Origin of the sequence: Thalassospira sp. CH_XMU1458, assembly GCF_037027205.1 — a bacterium.
Taxonomy (GTDB): Bacteria; Pseudomonadota; Alphaproteobacteria; order Rhodospirillales; family Thalassospiraceae; genus Thalassospira; species Thalassospira tepidiphila.
The window spans coordinates 103,442-117,343 of record NZ_JAYMDW010000002.1; the positions used below are offsets into that span (position 1 = coordinate 103,442).

Annotated in this window: 13 protein-coding genes; 6 read left to right on the plus strand and 7 right to left on the minus strand. The window is 56.5% G+C overall.

Annotated elements, in window-relative coordinates:
• Positions 1-130: 130 nt before the first annotated feature.
• From WBY09_RS07840 to dxs, 6 genes are all read left to right on the plus strand, one after another.
• Positions 131-379: a hypothetical protein gene (locus WBY09_RS07840; protein ID WP_336232421.1), complete on the plus strand. Its 249-nt coding sequence runs from the start codon at positions 131-133 to the stop codon at positions 377-379.
• A gap of 307 nt (positions 380-686) precedes the next feature.
• Positions 687-1,619, plus strand: a complete 933-nt coding sequence (locus WBY09_RS07845) for a histone deacetylase family protein (protein ID WP_008891278.1) — start codon at positions 687-689, stop codon at positions 1,617-1,619.
• Positions 1,620-1,734: 115 nt separating this feature from the next.
• Entirely contained in the window at positions 1,735-1,998 is a 264-nt protein-coding gene (locus WBY09_RS07850) for an exodeoxyribonuclease VII small subunit (protein WP_044828501.1), read from the plus strand.
• A gap of 24 nt (positions 1,999-2,022) precedes the next feature.
• A complete protein-coding gene (locus tag WBY09_RS07855; protein WP_064780575.1) occupies positions 2,023-2,904 on the plus strand; it encodes a polyprenyl synthetase family protein in 882 nt (293 codons plus the stop codon).
• Between the two features lie 25 nt (positions 2,905-2,929).
• Positions 2,930-3,898 (plus strand): alpha/beta hydrolase family protein, encoded by a 969-nt coding sequence (locus tag WBY09_RS07860; RefSeq protein WP_336232423.1) that lies wholly within the window; start codon positions 2,930-2,932, stop codon positions 3,896-3,898.
• Between the two features lie 100 nt (positions 3,899-3,998).
• The gene (gene dxs / locus WBY09_RS07865; RefSeq protein ID WP_336232424.1) at positions 3,999-5,918 is read left to right on the plus strand and encodes a 1-deoxy-D-xylulose-5-phosphate synthase; all 1,920 of its coding nucleotides are present in this window, start codon (positions 3,999-4,001) and stop codon (positions 5,916-5,918) included.
• 77 nt (positions 5,919-5,995) lie between these two features.
• On the opposite strand, the gene WBY09_RS07870 is transcribed toward dxs, so the two are convergent.
• The 7 genes from WBY09_RS07870 to dctP all read right to left on the minus strand — a co-directional run bounded on the left by WBY09_RS07870 (position 5,996) and on the right by dctP (position 13,850).
• On the minus strand, positions 5,996-6,784 hold the full coding sequence (locus WBY09_RS07870) for a glucose 1-dehydrogenase (RefSeq protein WP_336232425.1): 789 nt from the start codon (positions 6,782-6,784) through the stop codon (positions 5,996-5,998).
• A gap of 102 nt (positions 6,785-6,886) precedes the next feature.
• Positions 6,887-7,594 carry a YkgJ family cysteine cluster protein gene (locus tag WBY09_RS07875; RefSeq protein ID WP_336232426.1) on the minus strand — a complete coding sequence of 236 codons (708 nt, stop codon included), beginning with the start codon at positions 7,592-7,594 and terminating at the stop codon, positions 6,887-6,889.
• Between the two features lie 268 nt (positions 7,595-7,862).
• The gene (locus tag WBY09_RS07880) at positions 7,863-9,389 is read right to left on the minus strand and encodes a malonate--CoA ligase (protein ID WP_336232427.1); all 1,527 of its coding nucleotides are present in this window, start codon (positions 9,387-9,389) and stop codon (positions 7,863-7,865) included.
• Positions 9,390-9,401: 12 nt separating this feature from the next.
• On the minus strand, positions 9,402-10,718 hold the full coding sequence (locus WBY09_RS07885; protein ID WP_336232428.1) for a malonyl-CoA decarboxylase: 1,317 nt from the start codon (positions 10,716-10,718) through the stop codon (positions 9,402-9,404).
• Positions 10,718-12,034 (minus strand): TRAP transporter large permease, encoded by a 1,317-nt coding sequence (locus WBY09_RS07890; protein ID WP_008891287.1) that lies wholly within the window; start codon positions 12,032-12,034, stop codon positions 10,718-10,720. The genes WBY09_RS07885 and WBY09_RS07890 overlap by 1 nt, the downstream gene beginning before the upstream one ends.
• Positions 12,035-12,046: 12 nt before the next feature.
• Entirely contained in the window at positions 12,047-12,736 is a 690-nt protein-coding gene (locus WBY09_RS07895) for a TRAP transporter small permease (protein WP_008891288.1), read from the minus strand.
• Positions 12,737-12,842: 106 nt separating this feature from the next.
• Positions 12,843-13,850 (minus strand): TRAP transporter substrate-binding protein DctP, encoded by a 1,008-nt coding sequence (dctP, locus tag WBY09_RS07900; protein WP_063087123.1) that lies wholly within the window; start codon positions 13,848-13,850, stop codon positions 12,843-12,845.
• Between the last annotated feature and the right edge of the window lie 52 nt (positions 13,851-13,902).

The following is a 13,902-nucleotide window of genomic DNA, read 5'->3' on the forward strand; positions in this document are numbered from 1 at the left end:
GCTTCCTTATGAGCCTGACCGCAAGCGGCCATTGTCCCAATGAAAATTCGACAAATCACCAGACGGAGCCATCGGGTGGCTTCTGATCCGACTGGCGCGAAGTCACTGCGGTAATAATACCTAAAGGATAGTGACTTCTGCCACCAACAAATTACAGGAATTCATCGGTAAACTTATTCTCAAGTATATTACAAATCTGTCAAGAGAGTGTTTACTCGGGTCTCACCTGCTGCTGATGGTGTTTGTGCCGGAATCCGGCCTGTCGAACTTCCTTCCATGCACCAGATTTTCCTCTGGTGATCGCGAATTTGATCCCTTGGGCGGTGTGCGGGCGAATGAAACCTTTGCACCGATTCCGACAGGACCTGTTTTTATTTGATTATGTTCCCGTTTGCTCGGTTTGAAACATAATCGATACCAGCATATACAAACCCGAGAAAACGGCAAAACTGTGAAAGTATTAGTAGCAAACGTGACACGCGCCAAATGATGCGAAGATCGAAGGCCAAAGAGCTTGCCTTACCGTTCGGTGATGTGCTGATTTAGAACAAAGAGAAGCATCCGGTTTTGCGCTAGAACAAGCAAAGCAGGATAAAAACAACGGACGCGGTCAACGCGATCCCGTGACCCGGGCTTGATCCCGGCGCCGCACCAAATCGGACCATTCAGGAAGGCGACGCAGAAAAATGGCGACTTTGTTCGTGACCCATCACGATTGTATTGAACATGATACCGGCCCGGGACACCCGGAATGTGCCGATCGTCTGCGCGTGATCCAGCGCGTTTTCGAGGCCGAGGAATTCATGTTCCTTCACCGCGAAGAAGCGCCGCTGGGCGATATCGACCTGATCAAGAAAGTGCATGACCCGGCCTATGTCGACAAGGTGATGGCAAGCATCCCTGACCACGGCATCGAGCCGCTTGATGGTGATACCTATGTCTCGCCGGGCTCAGGCAGGGCGGCATTGCGATCAGTTGGCGGGGCCTGTGTCGCGGTCGATGCGGTGATGGAGGGGCATGAAAAGAATGCCTTTGTCGCCACCAGGCCGCCGGGGCATCACGCCGAATATGACCGGGCGATGGGCTTTTGCCTGTTTAACAATGCGGCCATTGCCGCCCACCATGCGCGCAACAAATTTGGCATCAAGCGGGTGGCGGTGATGGATTTCGATGTTCATCACGGCAACGGCACGCAGGACCTGTTTTATAATGATGCGGACCTGTTTTATTGCTCCACCCACCAATGGCCGCTTTATCCGGGCACCGGGGCCGAAAGCGAACGCGGATGTGCGAATAATATCCTGAATGTCGGTATGGTTGCCGGATCGGGCACAAAAGAAGTGCAAGAGGCGTTCAATTCGACGGTCTTGCCGGGTATTGCCGCGTTCAAGCCGGAACTTCTGATCATTTCGGCGGGCTTTGACGGGCACAAGAATGATCCGCTGGCGGGGCTTTGCTATGTGGCGGATGATTTTGTCTGGATGACCAAGCAGTTGATGGATCTTGCCGAGGAACAGTGTGGTGGACGTGTGGTGTCCTTGCTTGAAGGGGGCTATGATTTGCCGTCGCTTGCGACCAGTGCCGTGCAACATGTGCGCACATTGATGGGGGCACATTAAGCACCCAGCTGTTGCCCGACAAAAGCGTTTCAGTCAGACGAAATTGCGTTCTGTTCGGTTGCCCTGATCGTGACTTGCGCGTAAACTCCGCGCCGATCTAAGAAATGGAGCTTACATGTCCGAGGCTACTGCATCTCCCGCAATTCCTGAAGATATCGCGAAACTGAGTTTCGAAGAGGCGCTTGGGCAGCTTGAAACCCTTGTGCGTCAGCTTGAACAGGGGCAGGTCGGGCTTGATGACGCCATTGCGTCCTATGAACGCGGTGCGGCGCTTAAACGCCATTGCGCGGACAAACTGCGCGCGGCTGAAGAGCGCATCGAAAAAATCACCCTGAATGCGGATGGCCGCCCGTCGGCAACCCCGACCGAAATTGAATAATCGGAGACCGTCGTGAGTTACGACATGATTGCCGAACTGAGTGCGGCGTCTGCTGATCTGGGCGAGACGCTTGACGGGATCCTGCCCCGCGCCAATGGCCAGATCGAGCAGCGCCTGTATCAGGCGATGCGCTATTCGACGCTGGGCGACGGCAAACGTTTACGCCCGTTTCTGGTGCTGAGCTCTGCTGGGTTGTTCAAGGTATCGCGCCGCTCGGCCCTTCGTGTGGCGGCCGCGGTCGAGATGGTTCACAGCTATTCGCTGATCCATGATGATCTGCCGGCGATGGATGATGATGATCTGCGTCGCGGCAAGCCCAGCTGCCACAAGCAGTTTGACGAGGCGACGGCGATTTTGGCTGGTGATGCGTTGCTGACCCAGGCGTTTGAAGTGCTGGCCGATGAAGATACCCATCCTGATCCGCGCGTTTGCACCGATCTTGTCCGTGCCCTTGCGCGTGCGGCGGGGCCGTATGGCATGGTCGGGGGACAGATGATCGATCTGGCCGGGGAAGGGCAGAGTTTTGATCAGGCGCAGGTCACACACCTGCATTTGCTTAAGACCGGGCGGATGTTTGCCTTTGCCTGCGAAGCCGGGGCGATCCTTGGCAAGGCGCCGAAAAGCATTCGTTTGGCGCTGCGGTCCTACGCGCATGACATGGGGCTGGCGTTTCAGATCAAGGACGACATCCTTGATGTCGAGGCAAGTTCGGAAGAACTTGGCAAGACCGCCGGCAAGGATGTTGATCAGGAAAAATCAACCTTCGTCAAATTGCTGGGTCTTGATCAGGCCCGCGCGCAGGCGAGAATGCTGTGTGATCAGGCGATCAATCACCTGAACTGCTTTGACGACGAGGCCGAACCGCTGCGTGCGGTGGCGCGTTTTGTGGTTGAACGCGGCCGTTAAGCGGCCGTGGTCATAGATCATCACCATGACCGATCATGCGCCATATACAGCCGGTTTTCGTGACCGGCTGTTTGACAAGGATCCGTTCCCACTCGCGATCTGGTATCCGGCGACCGCACCCGAAAGTTCGGTGCGTCATATGGGCGTGGTTTCCAGTGCTGCGCGTGGTGCCGCCTTTGCCGATGACGGCCCATTTCCCATCGTGCTGTTTTCGCATGGGTCGGAAGGGCATCGGTTCAATCAGTTCTGGTTGGCAGAATATCTGGCACGGCGGGGCTATATCGTCGCCGCCCCGCAGCATCATGGCGATAACTACCTTGATGCGTCCGAAGCCCGGCAGTTGACGATTATCGAGCGCCGCCCGCAGGAAATGCGTCTGGCCCTTGATTTGTTGTTGGCGCATGACGAAATCGGGCCGCAGATTGACCAGGACAAAATCTATGCCCTTGGTCATTCGGCCGGTGGGGCGACGGTTCTTAAGCTGGCGGGCTGGGATTTTGATGCCAAGGCCTGGCAGGATTACTGCGAAATCAACGCTGATACGGATCACGTGATTTGCCAGCATGCGCCAAGTGATGATCACCTTCATCGGTTGCACACTGTGTATGGCGGGCCGGTGGTGTCTGAACGAGATGAACGAATTGCTGCCGTTATCGCGATTGCGCCAGCCTTTGGCGTGGCGGCGACCGATGCGGGATTGAGCGATATCGATATCCCGATGCTGTTTGTCGAGGCCGATACAGATGAAATCCTGCATGAGCATGTTAACGCCGCACACTTCCGCAAGCTGTTGCGCGGGCGGGCAAAGTTTGTGAAGGTCAAAGGGGCCGGGCACTATTCATTCTTGCCGAAATGCACCCCATATATCGCAGAGAATTTTGGCTATTTATGCCGCGATTTTGGTCAGGATCGCGACACCATTCACCGCACTGTCGAGCAAGTGATCCACCGTTTCCTCGATAAGGTAAAAACCGGTGAAATTCAGGGTCGCTAATTCGGTCGAACCTCGCTATTTTACGCAGCTTGCAACATGGCGCCATAACAGTCACCCTGTTGTAACCAACGCCATATAAAAAATTGAAATCGAGATCGGAATGAGCACGACCTCCAAGACCCCGCTGCTGGATACCATCAACACCCCCGAAGAGCTGCGCAAGTTGCAGCCTGCCCAGATGAAGCAGGTTGCCGACGAATTGCGCGCCGAGGTGATTGATGCAGTATCGGTGACCGGCGGGCATCTGGGTGCTGGCCTTGGTGTGGTCGAACTGACGGTTGCGATCCATTACCTGTTTGATACGCCGTATGATCGTTTGATCTGGGATGTTGGTCATCAGTGCTATCCGCATAAAATCCTGACCGGGCGGCGTGATCGTATCCGCACCATTCGTCAGGGTGGCGGTTTGTCCGGTTTCACCAAACGATCCGAATCCGAATATGATCCGTTCGGGGCGGGGCATAGCTCCACCTCGATCTCGGCAGGCCTCGGTATGGCGGTGGCCAACCAGCTATCGGATGACAAGCGCAAGAACGTGATTGCCGTGATTGGCGATGGATCGATGAGTGCGGGCATGGCCTATGAGGCGATGAACAATGCCGCCGCCACCGATCAGCGTTTGATTGTGATCCTGAATGATAACGACATGTCGATTGCCCCGCCGGTGGGATCGATGTCGGGTTATTTGTCACGCCTGATTTCGGGCAAGGGCTATCAGGGCCTGCGCAATGCGGCCAAGGGCCTGACAAAGCACCTGCCGCGCCAGATCGAAGAGGCTGCGCGCAAGCTTGAAGAATATACCCGTGGCATGGTCACGGGCGGCACCCTGTTTGAAGAAATGGGCTTTTTCTATGTCGGGCCGATTGATGGTCACAACATGGATCATCTGTTGCCGGTTTTGAAAAACGTCCGCGATGCCGATGTTGATGGCCCGATCCTGATCCATGCCGTTACGCAAAAAGGCAAGGGCTATGGCCCCGCCGAAAATGCCGCCGACAAATATCATGGCGTTGCCAAGTTTGACGTTGTCACCGGCAAGCAGGCCAAGCCGACCCCGAATGCGCCGAGCTACACCAAGGTGTATGGCGAAACGCTGGTGAAGCTTGCCGAGAAGGACGAGAAAGTTACCGCGATCACAGCTGCGATGCCATCGGGCACGGGTGTGAACATCTTTGCCGATCATTTTCCGGATCGTGCCTTTGACGTCGGGATTGCCGAACAGCATGCGGTGACCTTTGCCGCCGGGATGGCGTGCGAAGGGTACAAGCCGTTCTGCACGCTGTATTCGACCTTCCTGCAGCGTGGTTATGATCAGGTCGTGCATGATGTCGCGATCCAGAACCTGCCGGTGCGTTTCGCGATGGACCGTGCCGGACTGGTCGGGGCGGATGGTGCGACCCATGCCGGGGCCTATGACATTGCCTATCTTGGTTGTTTGCCGAACTTTGTTTTGATGGCGGCCGCCGATGAGGCCGAGCTTATCCACATGACCACAACCGCCTGGGCGATTGATGATCGACCATCTGCGTTCCGTTATCCGCGCGGCGAAGGTGTTGGCGTTGAAATGCCGGCCGAGGGAAAAGTCCTTGAAATCGGTAAGGGCCGTATCCTGCGCGAGGGGGGCAAGATTGCCATCCTGTCTTATGGCACGCGTCTGGCCGAGGCGCTTATTGCCGCCGAAGACCTTGCCGCACGCGGTTTGCCTGCCACGGTGGCCGATGCGCGCTTTGCCAAGCCGCTTGATCATGAACTGATTGCCGATCTGGCGCGCAACCACGAAGTCCTGATCACCATCGAAGAAGGATCGATCAACGGCTTTGGCGCGATGGTCCTGCAACATATGGCGGGACACGGGTTGCTTGATAACGGGCTTAAGATCCGCACCATGGCACTGCCTGACGCGCTGATTGATCATGACAAGCCGGAAATCCAGTACGAGAAGGCCGGGCTTGATGCCAAGGCCATCGTCAAGACCGCGCTTGGCGCGCTTGGCATGAGCGAAAGCAAGGCGCGCGCCTGATCAGTTCGAAGATTTCGAGAATAAAAAAGGCCGGTTGTCGGAAATGACAGACCGGCCTTTTTCTTTCCTGGCGTTCGTCAGTCGACGTAAATCATCTTGTGCGTCATGCCACCATCGATGCGGATGGTTTCGCCGGTCATGAAGCCGGATTTATCACCATCCAGCAGGAAGGCGACGGCCTGTGCGATGTCTTCAGGTTTACCAACACGGCCAACCGGGTGTTGGGCCTTGTCGGCTTCGCTGTGATCGGGTTCGGTTTTGTTGGCGTTCTTCTGCCAGTCGCCAACTTCGATCCAGCCCGGTGCGATGGCGTTAACGCGAATGTCGCCCGCAAGGCTGACGGCCAGCGCATGGGTCAGGGCAACAATGCCACCCTTGGACGCGGCATAAGGTTCTGTGTTGGCCTCTGACTGGAAGGCGCGGGTGGAGGCGATATTGACAATCGCGCCCTTGGTATCGCGCAGATGCTGTGTCGCGTGCTTGGTTGCCAGAAACGCCCCGCCCAGATTGACATTGATCACGCGTTGCCATTGATCCCATTCAAGGTCTTCGATGTTGGGGACATGGGGATTGGCTATCCCGGCATTGTTGATCAGGCCATCGATGCGGCCAAACCGGTCAACGCATTGCTGGATGCAAAGTTTGATGTCGGCCTCATGGGCGACGTCGCCTTGCAAAAACAATGTGCGGTCGCGTTCGGCATCCGTCAGGCTATCAAGCGCGTCCTCGCCCGCATCGGCATCAAGATCAAACATCGCGACCTTCCAGCCAAGCCCCAGAAGATGCTTTGAGATGCCAAGGCCCAAGCCCTGGGCACCACCGGTGACAAAGGCCACGCGCGGTGATTTTGCGGACGGGTTATCCATGTCTGCCCCATTTGGTTTTGATGGCAAGGCCGGGCGGATGCGCAGCCCTTGAGGAACTTTTGGGAAATGGTCTTGTTTGCGCGAAATTGCAAGGCGTTTGTATCAGGCGGATACTGGCCCGTTTTCAAGCCGATCGAGCAGGGCGTGAACAAAGCCCTCCTGACGCCCGTTAAGGCCGCGACGGGTTGCAAGATTTTGCAGCGCCTCGGTTGCTGCGATATGCAGGCGGTAATGGCCGGGATCCTGATCAATGCGGGTGGATTGTTGCGCGCTGTCGCCAAACACCATGGCATGGCACAGACCGGCATTGGCCGAGGTAAAGGCGCGACAGGTCAGCGGGCGGACGGCGTAAATGCTGCAGCGATCCTGTTCATCAAGTAACGGGCAGCGCACCCGGACGTCACTGGTTTTTGTATATTGTTCGATATCGGTTGCGGCGCTGCGCAGGCGATCTTTCAGGGCATCGATCTGTGGCGTGGTGAAATTTGCCGTGATGTGGGCGGCGATCAGGTCGGTCACACCGGGCGGGACACTGACAAACAGGTGGCAGCAGGCGCTGCATTGATCGCGACAGGCGCGCGGGTACGGGTTGGGAAAGCTTTGGCGCAAAAGGTTTGATGCCTGTTCGAGTATCGCCATGGTGGCCCCGGCGGCATCGGCAAGCGTCTCGGCCGCATCAAGGGCGCGGTCCAGTTCGGTGCGGAAATCGGCAAACATCTGTTCGTAGCGCCGCGAGGCCTCGGTCGTCAGGGCGCCGGTCTGGGCGATGTTGCGCGAAACCCGGTCTATTGCGTCATCAAGCTTGGTCATCAATCCCGGTCACTTTCGTGCTGGTCCCTACGACAGGCCTTCAGATTGGTTGTTGGTCGTTGTCTAATTTAGCATTTTTTGGCGTTATTCCCTAAAAATTGCATAACGGCGGAATTCGTGACGTTCGGGTTTTGGGTGTGCAGGCAAAAAAAACCGGCCAGATAAATCCGGCCGGGGAGGTAGGGTCAGAGACCCGATGGGTGCTGCGGGAAAGAGCTTTCTGTTAGCAGGAAAGGCTCTGGGCAGCGGGAGTATAAGACTGCAACGCTTATGCTGCAGGGGAGGTAAAGGTGTCTTCGTATTGTTTGCGCAGCTGGGCCTTCTGAATTTTGCCCATGGTGTTGCGCGGCAGTTCCTTGATCACCCAGATGCGTTTTGGCACCTTGAATTTCGCCAGCTTGTCCTGGGTGCGTTTGATGATGGCTTCGGGATCGGCTTTATCGCCATTGGCGGCCACAATCACACCGGCAACGGCTTCGCCGAAGTCGGGATGCGGCAGGCCAAAGATCGCGACTTCATCGACCTCGTCATACTCGGCGATGACTTCTTCGACTTCCTTGGGATAGACGTTAAAGCCACCGGAAATGATCAGGTCCTTGTCACGGCCAACGATGGTGACATAGCCGTCCTCACCGATGGTGGCGAGATCGCCGGTGATAAAGAAGCCGTCAGACCGGAACTCGGACGCGGTTTTTTCCGGCATCTGCCAGTAGCCTTTGAAGACGTTCGGGCCACGGACTTCAAGCACGCCGATTTCACCAGCCCCCAGAACATTGCCATCCTTGTCACAAACGCGGGCCTCGATCCCTGGCAGGGTCGGGCCAACCGCACCCGGACGGCGTTCGCCATCGAGCGGGTTGGAGGTGTTCATGCAGGTTTCGGTCATGCCATAGCGTTCAAGGATCTTGTGACCGGTGCGTTCAAAGAATGCGTCATGGGTTTCGGCCAGAAGCGGGGCCGAGCCCGAGACGAACAGACGCATGTTGGCCGTCACATCCTTGGTGAATTTCGGATGCGCCAGCAGGCGGGTATAGAAGGTCGGAACGCCCATCAGGACGGTTGATTGCGGCAGACGTTCAATCACGTCATCGGCATCGAATTTCGGAAGCAGGATCACCTTGCCGCCATTCATCAGCATGATGTTGATCGCAACAAACAGCCCGTGGGTGTGGAACAGCGGCAGGGCATGGAGCAAAGTATCACCCGGCTTGAAGCCCCATGCCTGATGCAGGGTTTTGGCGTTCGAGCCCAGATTGTTGTGGGTCAACATCGCGCCCTTGGACCGGCCCGTGGTGCCCGATGTGTACAGGATCGCGGCAACGTCGTCCTTGTCGGCGGCGACGATGTCGGTCATGGCGGTGGCGTTTGTGGCCTGGTCATTCAGGCTGCCATCGCCGTTTGAACCGAGCGACAGGACAGCGGCGACGTCATTCTTGTCACCCAGTTCCTTGGCCGCATCGATATGGGCCGGACGACAAACGAAGACACGCGGTGCGGCATCACCGAGGAAATAGGCAATTTCATCACCGGTATAGGCGGTGTTGAGCGGCAGGTGAATGGCGCCAAGTTGCAGGCAGGCCAGATAGAGCGCGATCACATCCGATGACTTGTCGACCTGTGCGGCAACGCGGTCACCCTTGACCACACCATGGGATGCCAGGACAGCGGCATAACGACCGGTGCGATCAAGCAGCCACGAAAAACTGCGTTCGGTGCCGTCGCGTTCAATCAGAAACGTGCGGGATTTGTCGGCCGGAAAACGGTCCAGAAATGTTTGAAGAAGATTATCTGACATGGTCATACCTGTTTAAATTCCGGCAAGCTGTGCGACGGATTTCGATGTGGCGATCTTTCCGTCATTCATCAGTGCTTCGTGGTTTTTCTCGATATCATTGAGGTGATAGGCGTAGTTCACCATCATGCCGCCCGCCTGACGCAGACCCTTTTCGGAGGTGTCGCCAAGCCAGTTCAGGCGTTCAAGCTGTGCACCATTGCCCAGATGGAAGCGGGCAGTAGGATCAAGCGGGGACTTGCCGCGTTTGCAGGTGGCAAGATAGGTGGCACACAGCGCCAAAGTCGGCTTTTGCAGCTTGGCGACCTTGATCGGATCGTTGATCCAGTCGTCTTCGCTAAGCCCGTCCAGCACCTGACCGGCGAGTTCAGCGTCGTCGGCCTTGCTTTTCTGGCGGGTGCGCAGCCAACCCATGAAGCCCGGAATGGGTGACAGGGTGGCGAATTGTTTGAGCTGCGGGAATTCGCGTTTGAGTTCCTCGACCACCTGTTTGATCAGGAAGTTGCCAAACGAAATGCCCTTAAGGCCGGCCTGACAGTTGCTGATCGAATAGAAGATCGCCGTGTTGGCAGTTTCCGGGGCCTTTTCATCGATTTCCGGGGCCAGAAGCGCCTGAACGCTATCAGCCAAGCCATGCACGAGGGCGACTTCAACAAAGATCAGCGGATCGTCGGGGATGGCCGGATGGAAGAAGGCAAAGCATTTCCGGTCGGTTGCCAGACGACGACGCAGATCTTCCCAGCCCTGAATTTCATGGACCGCCTCATAGCGGATCAGTTTTTCAAGGATGGCCGCCGAGGTATCCCAATCGATGTGACGCAACTCAAGGAAGCCACGGTTGAACCAGCTGGTCAGCAGGTGCTGCATATCGGCATTGAGCGGTTCAAGATCGCGGTTGTTCTTGAGAAGCCCGATCAGGGTTTCACGCATATCGACAATGGCCCGCGTACCACCCGGCGCCATGTTGATCTTGCGCAGCAGTTCCTGACGGATCGGCTCGGACGTTTGGGTCAGGACGGCGAGGTTTGCCTCGGACGGGTCCTTGGCAAAGGCCTCGGCGGCCTTGGTGACCTTGGCGCGATCAGCACTAAAGTCATTTTGCATCATCCGGAAGAAGGCCAGATGGTCTTCTTCGGGCAGGTTTTCCCAAAGCCGCACCACTTCGCGTGCAGCCGCGGTGCCACGTGCCTCGCCCTTTTGCGAAACAAGGTCCTTGCACATGGCGCCAAGCTGCTTGAGCGGGTCCTGAGGGGTCGAGAGTGGCAGATCAAGCAGTTCACGACCACGGTCGGCAATGCTTGAAAGCCAGCTTTTGACAGACATGCCTGACATTAGCGTCCTCCGATGATGGTTTCCGGAAGCCAGGTGGCGATCTGCGGGAAGAAGCACAGAATGATGATCGCTGCGATCATGCACATCACGTAAGGGAAGGCGCCCTTAAGGATGCTCTGCAGGCGGATATCGGGTGCAATGCCATTGATGACATACAGGTTCAAACCAACCGGCGGGGTGATCAGACCGATTTCCATGTTGATCGTCAGGATCACGGCAAACCAGTAAGGATCGAAACCGGCATTGATGATCACCGGCAGCAGGATCGGTGCGCTCATCAGGATGACTGCGACCGGCGGCAGGAAGAAGCCACTGATCAGCAGGAACACGTTGATGAAGCCCATCAGAACCCAACGGTTGACCTCAAGGGCGGAAATCCACTGTGCAATCGACTGGGTGATGAACAGCGATGACAGCATGTAGCTAAACAGGCCAGCAGCCCCGATGATCAAAAGGATCATCACGGATTCCTTGGTGGTGTCACGCATGACATTCCAAAGCTGACCCGGTTTCCACATGCGATAAACGATCATCGCGGTGATCAGGCAGAACAGTGCACCCACACCGGCCGTTTCCGAAGGTGTCGCAACACCGCCATAAAGGGCGAACAGAACCGCACCAATGATGACAAGGAAGGGCAGAACACGCGGAAGGATTTCAAACTTTTCCTTCCAGGTGTATTTGACAACACCAAGGGCGGCCTGGGCATTACCCTGACGCCAGGTCGAATAGAGCGACCAGGCCATGAACAGGGCGGTGACCAGAAGACCCGGCAGAAGACCGGCAAGGAACAGGCGCCCGATCGAGGTTTCGGTCGAGATGCCGTAAACAATCATGGTGACACTTGGCGGGATCAGGATGCCCAGCGTACCGCCAGCGGCAATCGAGCCGGCCGCAACCGTATCGGGGAAGCCGCGTTCGCGCATCGCCGGGATGCCCATCTTGCCGATTGCGGCACAGGTGGCAGGCGACGAACCCGAAAGCGCGGAAAAGATCGCGCAGGCGCCAAGGTTTGAAATCACAAGCCCGCCCGGAATACGGGTCAGCCAGCGATCAAGAACGGAATACAAGTCACCACCGGCCCGAGACGAGGCAACAACCGCGCCCATCAGGATAAACATCGGGATGGCGAGAACTTCGAAACTTTCGAGTTTGCCGAACAGGATTTCCGGCAACAGCGGCAGTGATCCGGTGCCATCAAAGGTGATGATGAAGCCAACACTGACCAAAAGCAGTCCAATGCCGACCGGAATGCCGGAGAAAAGAACAAGAGTGGTTGCGATGCCGACAACGGCCGCAAGAAGCAAGGGATCCATGATGCGGCCTCCTTAGGAAATGTCGTCGCGAATATCGAACGGTGTCGATCTGCGGGTGATGAGCGACAGGAAATCGGCAAAGAATTGCAAGAACAGCAAGCCAAAGCCGATCGGCAGCGCGGTGTAAGGTTTCCAGAGTGCGACGGCCCAGATGGTTTCAGACAACCAGCCGCCTTCATAGGCCTCGATCACCAGTTCCAGACCATAGAAGCCAAACAGGGCGCTGATCGCCATGCCACATGACAGGGTCAGGATGGCAAGGGTCATGCGGGCGCCGCGTTTGAGGTACATCGGGAACAGGTCAACATTGACGTGACCGCGCAGCAATTGAACATAGGGCAGGCCGACCAGTGTTGCGCCGATCATCAGGAAGATGACGGCTTCGGTCTGCCAGACGGTGGATTCATTGAGCACATAGCGCATGAAGACCAGTTGGCAGATGATCAGCATCGCAATGGCAAACATGCTTGCCGATGCGATCCCGCAAATGCGCGATAAGAAATGGATGGCTGAAATGACGCCATCAAGCGGGCCCTTTGGCGCCTGGGACCGGTTTGCGGCCATGGCGTTTTGATGGTCGATCGGCTCGACATCAGGCGGGGGAGGCATATCTGATTTAACGGAATGCGACGCACTTGGTGTCTGCGTGAAATCGTCTGGCAGATCAATCGGAAGTGGGTGCGGGGACATGGCGTTCGACACGCGCGTTCTCCTCTGACGGAACCGTATTGGTCTATATTTTTGTATTTTGAGGAATGGGGTGGTGCCGGACGGACCGGCACCACCATCACTTCACGTCAAGAACCGATCACTCGACTGCAAGTGCCATATCAAGAAGTTCCTGACCGTTCGGGGTCTCTTCAACGAACTTCTTGTAGGAGGTTTCCTTGGCCAGAGCCTGCCATGCAGCGAAGTCTTCGTCGGTCAACTCGGCGATTTCAACGCCGTTTTCCTTGAAGACGTCGATGCTGTCAGAGTCCTGCTTGCGGCCTTCGGTGGTGTAGTATTCCTCAGCCTTTTTCGCAGCAGCAGCCAGGGCTTCTTTCTGCGCATCATTGAGGTTGTCGTAGCTTTTCTTCGACATCAGGACCGGCTGATACATGAACCACAGTGCGTTGCCTGCGGCCGGGGTGTAGCAGCTGACCTGCTCGTAGATACGATAGGAAACGAAGCTTGAGGAGCTGGTGTTGGTGGCATCAAGAACGCCGGTCTGCATGGCCGGATAGATTTCCGAGCTCGGCATGGCGGCGATGGATGCACCGGCACCTTCAAGCATCTGCTCGAACGATTTGCCGGCGGCACGAATCTGAAGTCCTTTGACGTCTTCCGGCTTACGGATGCAGCCCTTGGTCGAGGCAAAGCCACCGGCCAGCCAACCCTTGGCAACGGTTACAACACCATCTTCGTTCAGGAGTTCTTCGATTTTAGCCATGAACGGGGATTCGTTGATGCGGTTGGCATGATCGTGGTTTTTGACCAGTGCCGGCATCAGGGTCAGGTTGGTTGCCGGAACACGACCACCGGCATAGGCCAGCGGATAAACGATCATGTCGAGCTGCCCGCGTGTCATCGGGGTCCACTGTTCTTTTGCCTTGAACAGGGAGCCGGACGGGAAGATCTGGATTTCCAGATCAACGTTTGCGGCTTTGACTTCATCGGCGACGATCTGTGCAACCTTGTGACGGATGTCGCTGGTCGACCACTGGTGAGACAGCTTGAGCGTCTCGGCACCAGCAGATGCGGACATGCCAAAGGCAGCAACAGACATGGAGATGGCGGCAACAGACGCCGTAAGAGTCTTCTTGAAAATCTTCATCTTTATCCTCCCGGATGAAGCATGCGTTTTGAATGCATTTTGACGGCTTTTT